Source organism: Xanthomonas sp. NCPPB 4467 (assembly GCF_041475665.2).
GTDB lineage: Bacteria > Pseudomonadota > Gammaproteobacteria > Xanthomonadales > Xanthomonadaceae > Xanthomonas > Xanthomonas dyei.
The window spans coordinates 2,175,237-2,189,684 of the sequence record NZ_CM191260.1; the positions used below are offsets into that span (position 1 = coordinate 2,175,237).

The 14,448-nt window shown below is 65.1% G+C and carries 8 protein-coding genes; 6 read left to right on the top strand and 2 right to left on the bottom strand.

All coding sequences use genetic code 11. The features are described 5' to 3' along the window. Positions 1-5: 5 nt before the first annotated feature. Positions 6-1,130, bottom strand: a complete 1,125-nt coding sequence (locus ACCQ06_RS09600; protein WP_316692036.1) for a pyridoxal phosphate-dependent aminotransferase — start codon at positions 1,128-1,130, stop codon at positions 6-8. 345 nt (positions 1,131-1,475) lie between these two features. On the opposite strand from ACCQ06_RS09600, the gene ligA reads away from it, so the two are divergent. From ligA to ACCQ06_RS09630, 6 genes are all read left to right on the top strand, one after another. Beyond that, complete coding sequence (gene ligA, locus ACCQ06_RS09605) at positions 1,476-3,977, top strand: NAD-dependent DNA ligase LigA (RefSeq protein ID WP_316692038.1); 2,502 nt, start codon at positions 1,476-1,478, stop codon at positions 3,975-3,977. Further along, positions 3,974-4,936 (top strand): EF-P lysine aminoacylase EpmA, encoded by a 963-nt coding sequence (epmA, locus tag ACCQ06_RS09610; protein ID WP_316692040.1) that lies wholly within the window; start codon positions 3,974-3,976, stop codon positions 4,934-4,936. The genes ligA and epmA overlap by 4 nt, the downstream gene beginning before the upstream one ends. A 442-nt stretch (positions 4,937-5,378) precedes the next feature. Beyond that, a complete protein-coding gene (locus ACCQ06_RS09615; protein ID WP_316692042.1) occupies positions 5,379-6,062 on the top strand; it encodes a DUF3011 domain-containing protein in 684 nt (227 codons plus the stop codon). Positions 6,063-6,624: 562 nt separating this feature from the next. After that, complete coding sequence (gene mtnA / locus ACCQ06_RS09620) at positions 6,625-7,689, top strand: S-methyl-5-thioribose-1-phosphate isomerase (protein ID WP_316692044.1); 1,065 nt, start codon at positions 6,625-6,627, stop codon at positions 7,687-7,689. Positions 7,690-7,899: 210 nt separating this feature from the next. Continuing rightward, positions 7,900-10,608, top strand: coding sequence for a DNA gyrase subunit A (gyrA, locus tag ACCQ06_RS09625; RefSeq protein ID WP_104617187.1), 2,709 nt, complete (start codon positions 7,900-7,902; stop codon positions 10,606-10,608). Between the two features lie 223 nt (positions 10,609-10,831). Then, positions 10,832-13,303, top strand: a complete 2,472-nt coding sequence (locus tag ACCQ06_RS09630; protein WP_316692046.1) for a membrane-bound PQQ-dependent dehydrogenase, glucose/quinate/shikimate family — start codon at positions 10,832-10,834, stop codon at positions 13,301-13,303. Positions 13,304-13,476: 173 nt separating this feature from the next. Here the strand turns inward: ACCQ06_RS09630 and ACCQ06_RS09635 are convergent, their stop codons facing one another. Next, a complete protein-coding gene (locus ACCQ06_RS09635; RefSeq protein ID WP_316692048.1) occupies positions 13,477-14,217 on the bottom strand; it encodes a hypothetical protein in 741 nt (246 codons plus the stop codon). Between the last annotated feature and the right edge of the window lie 231 nt (positions 14,218-14,448).

Genomic DNA, 14,448 nt, shown 5'->3' on the forward strand with positions numbered 1-14,448 from the left:
AAGGGTTAGCGCTTGGCTTTGGTAAACGCCTCGCGGAACCGCACCATCTCTGCCTCGGTGCCGACGGTCACGCGCACGCGCTTGGGCCAGATCGGCCAGCTGCGGCCGACGATCACGCCCTGCTTCTGCATCGAATCGGCAAACACGCCGGCCTCGCGCTTGACGTCCAGCAGGAAGCAGTTCGCTTGCGTGGGCAGGCAGGTGTAGCCCTTGCTCTTGAGCCAGGCAATGGTTTCATCGCGCACGCGTGCGTTGTCCGCGCGCCGGGTCTGCACCAGTTGCGGGTCGCGCAGGCTGGCGATGCCGGCGGCCATCGCCGGCACCGGCAACGGGTTGCTGCCGAAGCTGGCGAGCTTGGTCTGCAGACCCGGTGGGGCCAGCGCCGCGCCCAGGCGCAGGCCGGCCATGCCATAGAGTTTGGAGAAACTGCGCAGCACGATCAGGTCCTGGCGCTGACGCACCAGGTCGACCACCGACGGCTCGTTGCTGTAGTGAATGTAGGCCTCGTCGACCACCAGCACCGCGCTGGCCGGCTTGTTGGCCAGCAGCCATTCGATGTCGCTGCGCGGGGTGATGCTGCCGCTGGCATTGCCGGGATTGCACAGATAGATCAGGCCGGCGCTCGGGTCGGCCTTGGCCATCGCCTTGACGTCGTGTGCGCCATCGGCCCGCAGCGGCACCTTGCGCACCGGCACGCCGCGGGCAGTGGCGCTGTCGATCACCGGGTCGAAGCTCGGGTCCGCCACCACCAGGCCGGCACGCGCCGAGGTGAACAGGTTGCTGGCGCGATTCAGTGCGTCCCTGGACCCGGGAAATAGCGCCAGATGGTCGTTGGGCAGTTGCAGTTCGCCGGTCATCAGATTGCGCAGGTCCTGCTCCATCTCCTGCAGATAACGGCCCGACCGCGCCAGCGACCGCGTTGCGGCATCCAGCGCTGCCGGAGCAGGCCCAAGCGGGTGTTCGTTGAGATTGAGCAACACCGTCCCTGCCGCCGGTGCGACGCCCGGCGCTGCCGGCGCGGCTGCGCGTTTGCGGGCCGCCTCAGCCGCGGGTGCCAGCCCCAATGCGGAAACTGCCACGCCAGTGGTGGCAAGGCTGAGAAACGAACGGCGCGAGACGGGCAACGACACGGGTGAGCTCCAGACGGGGACGGCGAAGAGGGCGCCACGCTAGCGGGTTTGTGCCGGTCTGCCTATCGGGAAATCTCCGGGCGGCAAGCTGTCGGCCGTCAGCGGGCAGATCCGGTGGTCCGGCGCGCCCATCGCGCCCAACCACGCGCGGGCACATCCTGCCGGGTTTGCTGGCCGGTCGCGACCCAGGCGCTGGCGGCGGCATCGCCTCTGGGCTTGCGCGCTTGCCTGGATCGGTCGATCCGGTCAGGGGCACCAGATCGGGCGCCGGAGTCAGGCGTATCATCGCTTGCGCATCGGCATGGCCCGTTAGAATGGGCGGCCCAGTGCCAGCCCAGCGATCGTATGACTGTCAGCCCGGATCCCGCTCAGCGCATCGATGCCTTACGTCGTCGAATCGAAGACGCGAACTACCGCTATCACGTGCTCGACGAGCCGCAGATGGCCGACGTCGATTACGACCGCCTGATGCGTGAGCTGGATGCGCTGGAAGCCGAGCACCCGGCACTGGCCGCTGCCGATTCGCCAACGCAACGGGTGGGCCATCTGGCCGCGTCGCGCTTTGCCGAAGTGCGGCATGCGCTGCCGATGTTGTCGCTGGGCAACGCCTTCAGCGATGAGGAAGTGAGCGAGTTCGTGCGTCGCATCAGCGAGCGGTTGGAGCTCAAACAGCCGGTGTTCTCGGCCGAACCCAAGCTCGATGGCCTGGCGATCAGCCTGCGCTACGAAGACGGCGAATTCGTGCAGGGTGCGACCCGTGGCGACGGCGCCACCGGCGAAGATGTCAGCGCCAATCTGCGTACGGTCAAGGCGATTCCATTGCGCCTGCGCGGGCAGGGGTGGCCGAAGGTGCTGGAAGTGCGCGGCGAGGTCTACATGCCGCGCGCCGCGTTCGAGGCGTACAACGCGCAGATGCGCGCGCAGGGCGGCAAGGTACTGGCCAATCCGCGCAATGGTGCGGCCGGTTCGCTGCGGCAGCTGGATGCGCGCATCACTGCGCAGCGCCCGTTGAGTTTCTTTGCGTATGGCGTGGGTGAAGTGCGCGACGGCGCCTTGCCGCAGACGCATTCGGCCATCCTGGCGCAATTGCGCGACTGGGGATTTCCGGTCAGCCAGCTGGTCGAAGTGGTACAGGGCAGCGAGGGTTTGTTGGCGTACTACCAACGCATTGGTGCGGCGCGCGATGGGCTGGCCTTCGATATCGATGGCGTGGTGTACAAGCTCGACGATCTGGCCGGCCAGCGTGAGATGGGGTTTGTCTCGCGCGCGCCGCGCTGGGCGATTGCGCACAAATTCCCGGCGCAGGAGCAATCCACCACGGTGGAGGCGATCGAGATCCAGATCGGGCGTACCGGTGCGGCGACGCCGGTGGCGCGACTGAAGCCGGTACATGTGGCCGGCGTGATCGTCACCAACGCGACCTTGCATAACGCCGACCAGATTGCGCGGCTGGATGTGCGCGTGGGCGATACGGTGATCGTGCGCCGTGCCGGCGATGTGATTCCGGAAGTGGCCGGCGTGGTCGCCGACCAGCGCCCGCCGGGCACGCAGGAATGGCGCATGCCCACCCAGTGCCCGGTGTGCGGGTCGGAGATCGTGCGCGAAGAAGGCCAGGCGGTATGGCGGTGCTCGGGCGAGTTGACCTGCCCGGCGCAGCGCAAGGAGGCGTTTCGGCATTTCGTGTCGCGGCGTGCGATGGATGTCGACGGTCTGGGCGAGAAATTCATCGAGGTGCTGGTCGATAGCGGGCTGGTGCAAGGTGTGGCCGATCTGTATCTGCTCAACGTCGATCAACTGCTGCAACTGCGCCTGATCAGCACCGCGGACAGTCCGCATGCGTTCTTGCGCGAGGCGCGCGAGCATCTGGCAACCGGTGCGTATGCGCAGCTCGAAACCACCGTGGCGCGCATCGGTGTAGATCTGGCTGGCGAACATGAGGCGCCGCAGACCTGGCAGGCCGATCTGCTGCGTGCAGGGCTGCCGAGCTTCGATTGGAACCGTCGCAAGATCGCCACCAAATGGGCCGAGAACCTGATCGAGGCGATCGAAACATCCCGCGACACCACGCTGGAGCGCTTTCTGTTCGCACTGGGCATCGAGCATGTGGGCGAGAGTACGGCCAAGGCCTTGGCGGCGTGGTTCGGCGATCTGGAGCTGATTCGCCATCTGCCGTGGCCACTGTTCAAGCGCGTGCCCGATATCGGTGGCGAAGTGGCGCGTTCGCTCGGGCACTTCCTCGATCAGCCGGGCAACCAGCAGGCCATCGACGATTTGCTGCAACGTGGCGTGCGCATCGGCGATGCACATCCGCCATCGCCCAAGCTGCGCGATGCCTTGAGTTTTGCCAGCGTGCTGGAAGACATGGACATTCCCAAGGTGACGCCGGTGCGCGCGCAGCAACTGGCGGCGGCGGTGCCGTCGTTCGATGCGCTGCGCACTGTCGGCAGCGACGCGTTATTGCAGGCCGGCGTGCCCGCACCAGTGGTCGCCGCGCTGCTGCAATGGCTGGATCGCCCGGAAAATGCGGCACTCGCCACATCGGCACAACAGGCGATGGAAACAGTGCTGGCGCGCCTGCCCGACGCCGAGGCCGTGCAGGCCGGCCCCTTGGACGGCCAGACGGTCGTGATCACCGGCACCTTGGCCGCCTTGACGCGCGATGCCGCCAAACAGCGGCTCGAAGCATTAGGCGCCAAGGTGGCCGGCAGCGTCTCCAAGAAAACCGCGTTCCTGGTGGCCGGCGAGGAGGCCGGCTCCAAGCTCGACAAGGCGCAATCGCTGGGTGTGGACATCTGGGACGAAGCGCGGCTGCTGGCCTTCCTGGGCGAGCACGGCCAACAGCCATGACGGCAGCGCAACTCGATCTGGCCGGGCTGCGTTTGCGCGCTCAGCTCAATGCCGCCATTCGCGCCTTTTTTGCCGAGCGCAGCGTGCTGGAAGTGGAAACTCCGGTGCTGTCGCAGGCCGGCAACACCGAGCCGAATATCGAAAGTTTCAGCACCCGCTTCAGCGGACATGTGGATGCTGGTACGCCGCTGCGCTGGCTGCGCACCTCGCCGGAATATCCGCTCAAACGCCTGCTCGCCGCCGGCCTGGGCGATTGTTACGAACTGGGGCGCGTGTTCCGCAACGGCGAAGCCGGCGGCCGGCACAATCCGGAATTCAGCATGCTCGAGTGGTATCGGGTGGGTTGGGACGACCGTAAGTTGGCGCAGGAAACCGTCGCACTGGTGCAGCGCGCGCTTGCCCTGGTGCAGCGCGAGGCGAGCGTGCAGGTGCTCACGTATCGCGAGCTGTTCATGCAACGCCTGGGCATCGACCCGTTGCTGGACCCGGTCGACACGCTGCGTGCAGCGCTGCATGACGTTGCCATCGATCCGCAGGGACTGACGCGCGACGATTGGCTGGACCTGCTGATGACCCATCGCATCCAGCCCGGCTTTGCCAGCCAGACGCTGACCGTGGTGCACGACTGGCCAGCCAGCCAATGCGCGCTGGCGCGCATCCGTCACGACAGCCCGCCGGTGGCCGAGCGCTTCGAGCTGTATCTGGGCGGCTATGAGGTGGCCAACGGCTACCACGAATTGAACGATGCCCCGGAGCAACGCGCGCGCTTCACCCGCGACAACGCGGTGCGTGCGGCGCGCGGCTTGCCGCAGCTGCCGCTGGATGAGCAACTGCTGACGGTGCTGTCGCAGCTGCCCGATTGCGCAGGCGTGGCGGTGGGGGTGGATCGGCTGTTGATGGCCTTGCGCGGCACTACGCAGATTGCCGACGTACTGGCCTTCGACTTCGCACGTGCCTGAGGTGTTGGCAGGGAATGGCGGTGCAGCAGGCACCAAGAGTAGCCAATGAATCTGCTGCTCTCATCGCCAAGCGGATGCAGCCGGTGCGCGATGCGGTGCGTACCGCCCGTGCCGCGCGTCACCCCGATTCTGAGCGCATTTCCCATGCCTGCTGACGACTACTCGTCAGGTTTTCTTGGCCGCTCTTGACCCCATGCGGGAGTGCGATTCCCGCGTCGCGCTAGGTCGCAGTGAACCTGCGCCGATGAACGTGCACGCCCATCTCGCGCCACCCATTCAATGCAGCCCATACCGCCTGCACCCGCCAGTGCAACGAGGACGATCGCATGGCGCTGCCATGGCGTTGTCATCGCCGCCGTATTGCTATCTTCACATCGATGATGCTCTCATCTTCACGTCCACGGGGGCGCGACGTCGATCGTTTCGGGTGAGGATTGTTGGCATGAAGTGGCTGATCAGCTTATGCGGTTTGTGGTGCCTGCCGCTGCTGATGCTCGTCGATGCGCGTGCCGCCGAGCGAGCCTCCGGCGTGGTGCGTTGCGAATCCAAGGACCTGGCCCGCGTGCATTGCGCGATGGATGTCGCCAGCGGCGTACAACTGGTACGCCAGCTCTCCGAAACCAGCTGTATCCGCGGCAGCGAGTGGGATGTGGACCGCGATGGGGTATGGGTAGAGCAGGGCTGTCGTGCCGAGTTCGCCACCACCGCGCCGGCGGCTGCATTGATGCGGCGCGTGGTGCGCTGCGACTCCAATGGCGGCAAGGTGGCATGCCCTGTAGTGCTGCGCGGCGCGCCGGTACGCCTGCTGCGTCAGCGCTCGATGTGGCCATGCAAGGAAGGCCGCACCTGGGGAACGCGCCGCAACGAAATCTGGGTGTCGCGCGGTTGCGACGGCGAGTTCGAAGTCGGTGCCGAAGATGGGTCCGGTTTCGTTGCGGTGCCGCGCATGGTGACCTGCGAGTCGAAGAAGAGCACCCGCCGCACCTGTGGGGTATCGGTGGAGCGCAAGGTGCGCCTGGGCCGGCAGATCTCCAGAACGCCGTGCGTGGAAGGCCAGACCTGGGGCTGGAGCCGCGATGGGGTATGGGTCAACGACGGTTGCCGCGCCGAATTCATCGTCGACTGAGCGGCTGACGAACCTGCTGCGTGGTCTATTGCTGGGTGAATAATCTTGGATTTCGCTGCAGAGGGCGGCTGATGTGCGGTTTGGCTGCAGGGCCCTTGCCCGCCCACCCTCGCGGGACACGCCGCAAGTACGTCCTTGTAGGCTCTTACGCGGCATCCATGCCGCGTAAGGTCCCGCGACGGTGAGCGGGCAAGGACCAGTGGAGATGGTCGGTGTGCACGGTTGCAAACAAGGCATGGTGTGTTGTTTGGATAACGCCGCGTTTGATCAGCTTCGCAGCGCATTGCGATCGACGGGCAGGCTTCAGCAAAGCAACCGGCAACTTTCCAACGCAATCAGCAAACCGTCCGGTGCGGTGTCCTCGCCGCTTGCGGGACCGCGTGGCGGCATGGATGCCGCCACCGAGCCTACAGGGACGTACCTGCGGCGTGTCCCGTGAGCGGCGAGGGCACCGTACCCTCGACCAACCAGGCTTTTGCGCTTGATGCACTGCCGCGCTAGGACGACGGGCTGAGCATCGCCGGTCACTGACTGGGCTACGCGCGCGCCTTACAATAGGGCGATGAACGACAGCGCCCATATTGATTACGCCCGCTACGACCACATCCGCCCCCTGCTGTGGACCGGCGATGCCCTGGAACTGCTCGACCAACGCAAGCTGCCTTTCGTGGTGGAGCATGTGCGCTGCGAGAGCAGCGATGCGGTAGCCGAGGCCATCCATTCGCTAGCCGTGCGTGGTGCGCCGGCGATCGGTATCGCGGCCGGCTGGGGCGTGGTGTTGGCTGCGCGCGACATCGCTGCCGACGATGGCAGTGCGGCCCTGCAGAAACTCGAACCGGCGCTGTTGCGGCTCAATGCGGCGCGTCCGACCGCGGTCAATCTTGCCTGGGCGTTGATGCGCATGCGCCGTGTGCTGGCCGCGGCCGGCGCCGACTGGCGCGAGGTGATCGCACGCGAGGCACAGGCCATCGCCGATGAGGATCTGGCTGCCAATCGCCACATGGGCGCGCTGGGTGCCGGGCTGATCGCCCCGGGCAGCAGCGTGCTCACTCACTGCAACACCGGCTCGCTGGCCACCGCCGGCTTCGGTACCGCGCTGGGCGTGATCCGCGCCGGCATGGCGCAGCAACGCATCGCCAAGGTGTTCGCCGGCGAAACCCGGCCGTGGCTGCAGGGCGCGCGCCTGACCGTGTGGGAGCTGCAACAGGATGGCATCGATGCCACCCTGATCGCCGATTCGGCCGCGGCGCATCTGATGAAATCCGGCCTGGTGCAATGGGTGATCGTCGGTGCGGACCGTATCTGCGCCAACGGCGACACCGCCAACAAGATCGGCACCTACCAGCTGGCCATTGCCGCACGCCACCACGGGGTCAGGTTCATGGTGGTGGCGCCGTCGTCGACGGTGGACATGGCCACCAGCGATGGCGATCAGATCGAGATCGAGCAGCGCGATCCAGGCGAGCTGTTCGGCGTGGGCGGGGTGCGGACGGTGGCCGAGGGCATCCATGCCTGGAACCCGGTGTTCGACGTTACTCCGGGCGCGCTGATCGATGCCATCGTCACCGAACGGGGGGTGATCGAGCAGCCCGATCCGGCGCGAATGCAGGCCGCCTTCGGGGCCTGAGCCGGACCGGCAGCAAGATTGCCGCCAACGCCCCGTCAAAATCCCTGCAAGTGCTTGTTTCTGGCCGTAAAGCGACGGTATCGGGAAGCGCCTTCGTGGTACAATCCGGGGCTTGAATCGATCGGCGGGAGCGTGGGGTCGGCAGCCTGTGACTAAGGCGCTCCCAACGCGGCTTTCCGGCTCGCCCGCCACCTCACTTACGGAACCCGAATGGCAGAAACCGCCAAGGAAATCATCCAGGTCAACCTGGAAGACGAGATGCGCAAGAGCTATCTCGATTACGCCATGAGCGTGATCGTTGGCCGCGCACTCCCCGATGCCCGTGATGGCCTCAAGCCTGTGCACCGCCGCGTGTTGTTCGCGATGCACGAGCTGGGCGCTCACAGCAACAAGGCCTATTTCAAGTCGGCACGTATCGTCGGCGACGTCATCGGTAAATACCATCCGCATGGCGACCAGTCGGTGTACGACACGTTGGTGCGCATGGCGCAACCGTTCTCGCTGCGCTACATGATGGTGGACGGCCAGGGTAACTTCGGTTCGGTCGACGGCGACTCCGCCGCGGCGATGCGTTACACCGAGTCGCGCATGTCGCGGCTGGCGCATGAGCTGATGGCCGATATCGACAAGGAAACCGTCGATTTCCAGCCCAATTACGATGAAAAGGAACTGGAACCGACGGTCATGCCGACCCGGTTCCCGAGCCTGCTGGTCAACGGTTCGGCCGGTATCGCGGTCGGCATGGCCACCAACATCCCGCCGCACAATCTGACCGAGGCGATCAACGCCTGCATTGCGTTGATCGATACGCCCGAGCTGGATGTCGAAGGCTTGATGGAGTACATCCCGGGCCCGGATTTCCCCACTGCCGGCATCATCAACGGCACCGCCGGCATTGCCGCGGGCTACCGCACCGGCCGTGGCCGCGTGCGCATCCGCGCCAAGGCCGATGTGGAAGTGGCCGACAATGGCCGCGAGGCGATTGTCGTCACCGAGATCCCGTACCAGGTCAACAAGGCGCGGTTGATCGAAAAGATCGCCGAGCTGGTCAAGGAAAAGAAGCTCGAAGGCATCAGCGAGCTGCGCGATGAGTCCGACAAGGACGGCATGCGCATCTACATCGAAATCAAGCGCGGCGAGTCGGCCGAGGTTGTGCTCAACAACCTGTACCAGCAGACCCAGATGGAGTCGGTGTTCGGCATCAACATGGTGGCGCTGATCGACGGCCGCCCGCAGTTGATGAACCTCAAGCAGATGCTGCAGGCGTTCATCCGCCACCGCCGCGAAGTGGTCACCCGCCGCACCATCTACGAACTGCGCAAGGCGCGTGCGCGTGCGCATGTACTGGAAGGCCTGACCGTTGCGTTGGCCAACATCGATGAAATGATCGAGTTGATCAAGACCTCGGCCAACCCGCAGGAAGCGCGCGAGCGCATGCTCGCCAAGACCTGGGAACCCGGTCTGGTCGGTGCGCTGCTGGGTGCCGCCGGTGCCGAAGCGTCCAAGCCGGAAGATCTGGCGCCGGGCGTGGGCCTGGCCAACGGCTTCTATCAACTCAGCGAAGTGCAGGCCTCGCAGATTTTGGAAATGCGTCTGCATCGCCTGACCGGGTTGGAACAGGAAAAGCTGACCGACGAGTACAAGCAGTTGCTCGAGGTCATCCAGGGCCTGATCCGCATCCTGGAAAACCCCGATGTGCTGCTGCAGGTGATCCGCGACGAGCTGATCAACATCCGCGAAGAGTACGGCGACGAGCGCCGCACCGAGATCCGTCACAGCGAAGAAGATCTGGATATTCTCGATCTGATCGCGCCGGAAGACGTTGTGGTGACCTTGTCGCACGCCGGTTATGCCAAGCGTCAGCCGGTGAGCGCGTATCGCGCGCAGCGGCGTGGCGGGCGTGGCCGTTCTGCCGCAGCGACCAAGGAAGAAGATTTCATCGATCAGCTGTGGCTGGTCAACACGCACGACACGTTGCTGACCTTCACCAGCAGCGGCAAGGTGTTCTGGCTGCCGGTGCATCAGTTGCCGGAAGCCGGCTCCAATGCGCGTGGCCGCCCGATCATCAACTGGATTCCGCTGGAATCCGGCGAGCGGGTGCAGGCGGTGTTGCCGGTGCGCGAATACGCCGACAACCGCTATGTGTTCTTCGCCACCCGCAACGGTACCGTCAAGAAGACCCCGCTCAGCGAATTCGCCTTCCGTCTGGCGCGCGGCAAGATCGCGATCAATCTGGACGATGGCGACGCGCTGGTCGGCGTTGCGCTGACCGATGGCGATCGCGACGTATTGTTGTTCGCCTCCAACGGCAAGACCGTGCGCTTTGGCGAGTCCACCGTGCGTTCGATGGGCCGTACCGCCACCGGCGTGCGTGGTATCCGCATGCCCAAGGGCGAGGAAGTGGTCAGCCTGATCGTGTCCGACCCGGCGGGTGGGATCGAGACAGAGTCCGATGAAGAAGGTGCCGACGACGTCGTCGATAGCGCAGACGGCGCCGATGCGGCGGTGATCGACGTCGCCGAGAGCGACGATATGGCCTACATCCTCACCGCCACCGAGAAGGGCTACGGCAAGCGCACTCCGCTGTCCGAATACCCACGCAAGGGACGCGGCACGCAGGGCGTGATCGGTATCCAGACCAGCGAGCGCAACGGCAAGCTGGTGCGTGCGGTACTGCTGGGCGCCACCGACGAAGTGCTGCTGATCTCCGATGGCGGCACCCTGGTGCGCACACGCGGTTCGGAAATTTCGCGCGTGGGTCGCAACACGCAGGGTGTGACATTGATCCGTCTGTCCAAGGGCGAGAAGTTGCAGGCGGTCGAACGCCTGGACGCATCGCTGGATGAAGTGGACGACGTAGTGGAAGAGGCGAGCGCAACCGCCGAGTCCATCGCGCTGCCGCCGGCAACTGAAGAATGATCGGCTAGCGTCATCGCTGCAGTTGAACGAAAACGCCGGCAATGCCGGCGTTTTTTATTGCATTTTGTTTATTGCGCGCTCGTTTTATTGCAGGCGATGACATGTGCAACGCAGTGTTTAAGCGCCCCCACTGCGAAAAACGCGGTGCTTTCACCGGCGCAGGTCGAAGGTGATTGGCGGTGCGGCGGCGTTGCGTCGTCGCTGAGTCGAAGAGGAACAACTGATGACGAATGTGGATCGTCCTTCCGGTCGCGGCCATTGGGCGCTTGCGATATTGGGAGGCGTGATTGCCGTGCTGGGTGCGGTGTTGCTGGCCGGTGGCGTGTGGTTGGCCGCGCTGGATGGCTCCTGGTATTACGCACCAGCCGGTGCGGCGATGCTGATCGCTGGCGTGTTGCTGTTCCGTGGCCGCAACGCGGGTGCGGGGTGGTTTGCAGCCGTGGTGGCCGGCTCGCTGCTGTGGACGTGGTGGGAGTCGGGCAGCGATTACTGGCGTTGGGTGCCGCGCCTGGGCCTGATCGTGGGCCTGGCGTTCGTGCTCGCGCTGCTGTTGCCCAAGTTGCAACGACCGGTATCGCGCGCGGTGTCGCGCAGCGTGGCAGGCATATTGGCCGCAGTGTTTGTGGTCGCGTTCGTGCTGGCGTTCATTCCGCACGGCGTCACCGAGGCCGATGGCGCGCTGGCGCATGCCGCCGGGACGGCCGGTGGTCTGGTCAATCGCAGTGCACCGGCAGCATCTGCAACGACCGATGCGCAACCGGCCAACGCGCCCGCAGATGGCGATTGGGCGGCGTACGGGCGTAGCCAGGCAGGTCAGCGCTATTCGCCGCTGCAACAGATCAACCGCGACAACGTCGCACAGCTGCAGCAGGCCTGGGTTTTTCATACCGGCGATCTGCCGAGCAAGCGCTGGGGCGCGGAAACCACACCGTTGAAGGTGGGCGACAGCCTGTACCTGTGCACTGCGCGCAACCAGGTGATTGCGCTGGATGCGTCCAGCGGCAAGCAGCGTTGGCGCTACGACCCCAAGGTCAAGGACGAGGCGATTCCGTATACCGCCGCGTGTCGTGGCGTGTCGTATTACGAGGTGCCGGCGGCAGCCAACGCCGGCGCTGCCGAAGTGGCATCCAATGGCTCGGCGCTGTGCCGCACGCGGGTGATCGAAGGCACGCTGGATGGGCGCCTGATTGCGCTGGACGCACGCAGCGGTGAGCTGTGCCCGGACTTCGGCAGCAATGGGCAGGTCGATATCACGGCCGGCATGGGCGACACGCCGCCTGGCTATGTGTCGATCAATTCGCCGCCGGCGATCGTGCGCGGGGTGGTCGTCACCGGGCATCAGGTGCTGGATGGGCAGAAGCGTTACGAGCCGTCCGGTGTGATCGAAGGCTTCGATGCGGTGACCGGTAAATTGCGCTGGGCCTGGGACATGACGCATCCGGACTGGGATGGCGCACCGCCGCCGGGCCAGAATTGGACGCCTGGCACGCCCAATATGTGGACCACCGCCGCTGCGGACGAGCAATTAGGGTATGTGTACCTGCCGATGGGCAATTCCACTGCCGATTACTGGAGCAGCTCGCGCACGCCACAGGAGAATCGCTACGCCACCTCGCTGGTGGCGCTGGACGGCACCACCGGCAAGCCGGTGTGGAATTTCCAGACCACGCATATCGACGCGTGGGATTACGACCTGGGTTCGCAGCCGAGCCTGATCGACTTCCCCAAGGACGGCGTCAATGTGCCGGCAGTGTTGCTGCCGAGCAAGCAGGGCGAGTTGTATGTGCTGGATCGGCGCACCGGCAAGCCGCTGGTTGGCGTGGAAGAACGTGCGGTGCCCGGCGGTGGCGTGGAGCCGCAGATGCGCGCCAAGACCCAGCCGTTTTCGCTGTATCACACGTTGCGCAAGCCGGATCTGACCGAGCGCGATATGTGGGGCATGGCCCCGATCGACCAATTGGTGTGTCGTCTCCAGTTCCGCAAGGCCAGCTACAAGGGCATCTACACGCCACCGGAAGCCGATCGGCATTCGATCGAGTATCCCGGTTACAACGGCGGCTCGGATTGGGGCAGCGTGGCGGTGGATCCGCAGCACGGGGTGATCGTGGCCAATTACAACGACATGCCGAACTACAACCTGCTGGTACCGCGTGCCAAGGCCGACAAGCTGGGCTGGGCGCCGCGCGACCAGGTCCGCGGCGATGCAGGCGGCGCAGAAGGCGCGGGCGACCCGCAGGCCGGCACGCCGTATGCGATCAACGTCAATGCCGGCTGGCGGCTGCCGTTTACCAAGCTGTTGTGCAAGGAACCGCCGTATGGCGGCATCCGCGCCATCGACCTGGCCAGCGGCAAGACGCTGTGGGACCGGCCGTTCGGCAGTGCACGCGGCAATGGCCCGTTCGGCATCCGCTCCGGCCTGCCGATCGAGATCGGCACACCGAACAACGGTGGTTCTGTGGTGACGGCCGGTGGTTTGATCTTCATTGCGGCAGCCACCGACGACCTGATCCGCGCCATCGACCTGGCCACCGGCAAGGAACTCTGGCACGCCAAGTTGCCAGCCGGCGGGCAAGCCAACCCGATGGTGTATTCCTACGGCGGCCGCGAGTACCTGGTGATCATGGCCGGCGGCCACCACTTCATGGAAACCCCGGCCGGCGATGCGTTGATCGCCTACGCATTACCGCAGCATTAGTGCTGGAAGTGGAAACAAAAACGCGCCGATAACGGCGCGTTTTTTTATGTGCTAGCGAAGCGCAGTTTCAATGCTTTGAATGCATGCAGGCGAGTTGACCCAGCAGTTCCCCGATCACACGCTTTTGCGATTCCCGATTCCCGATTCCCGATTCCCGATTCCTGATTCCCGAATCATTGCTCCGCTGCCACCGCCACGGCCGCCTCATCGTCCTGCACCGCGTCCTGCACATCCTGCGCCAGCGTCGCCTTGACGATGATCGAGCGAATCGCGTCGGTGGCCTCCGACAGCGGCACATCGCTGCTCAAGCGCTGGAAGGTGTCGCGGCTGTTGTAGCCGGAGCCATCCTTCAGATAGTGCTCGTACATCGACAGCAGATCCTGGCAGGCGGTGATCAATGCCGCGATATTGCCGCGCACCAGCGCGTGGCCAACCTGATCGAAGCTGTGCAGGCAGTCGGCCAGCCAATGCAGATCGTAGCGCGCCGTGCTGGGCTCGGGCGCATTGTGACCGCGGCTATAGGCGCTGTAGCGACGCAGGCTGCGTGCGACGCGCGCGACATGGGCAAACAGCGTGCCGATCTCGTTGGCGATATCCAGACGCTGCACCATGACCATCGGAATCACTTGCTCGGGGACCTCTGGGCGCTGCTGTTCTACGGCGTTTTGTTCATGCTGCTCCAGCGACTGCTTGAGCACGGTGTAACTGCGCTGCAACGATTCCAGCTCCAGCGTGGTGGCCGCAGCGCGTGCCTTGAGCTGCGACAGCGCCGCCTGATAGCGCGCAAGACTGTCCTGGGTACTGGCGTGCTGCCCGTACTCGGCAGCGAGCTGGCGCCCACGCACGAACGCCAGCCCCGTGGCGATAAGCGCCCAGAGTGCGAAAGCAGGCACCAGGTAGATCAGGATGCCCATGAGGATTCCTCGAAACGTTGCATACCTTGTCGGCTTGGCAACGATGTTCTTGAGGGCAATCGTGGACAGACAACCGGCTCAGTGACCCAATAGCCACCATCTGGCCGCGTTGGTTGTCAGCGCTACCACCTGGCGGGCGGCTGTCAGGCAGATGTGGAGGGCGCAGCGCAACCGCAGTAGACGGGCGAGCTATGCCACTTCCGCGCACTGGCTGTGCCCGCCATCTGGGCA

Coding starts and splice junctions, on each gene's coding strand:
- epmA (WP_316692040.1), top strand. CDS start 3,974: ATGACGGCAGCGCAACTCGATCTGGCCGGGCTGCGTTTGCGCGCTCAG.
- mtnA (WP_316692044.1), top strand. CDS start 6,625: ATGAACGACAGCGCCCATATTGATTACGCCCGCTACGACCACATCCGC.
- ACCQ06_RS09635 (WP_316692048.1), bottom strand. CDS start 14,217: ATGGGCATCCTGATCTACCTGGTGCCTGCTTTCGCACTCTGGGCGCTT.
- ligA (WP_316692038.1), top strand. CDS start 1,476: ATGACTGTCAGCCCGGATCCCGCTCAGCGCATCGATGCCTTACGTCGT.
- ACCQ06_RS09615 (WP_316692042.1), top strand. CDS start 5,379: ATGAAGTGGCTGATCAGCTTATGCGGTTTGTGGTGCCTGCCGCTGCTG.
- ACCQ06_RS09630 (WP_316692046.1), top strand. CDS start 10,832: ATGACGAATGTGGATCGTCCTTCCGGTCGCGGCCATTGGGCGCTTGCG.
- gyrA (WP_104617187.1), top strand. CDS start 7,900: ATGGCAGAAACCGCCAAGGAAATCATCCAGGTCAACCTGGAAGACGAG.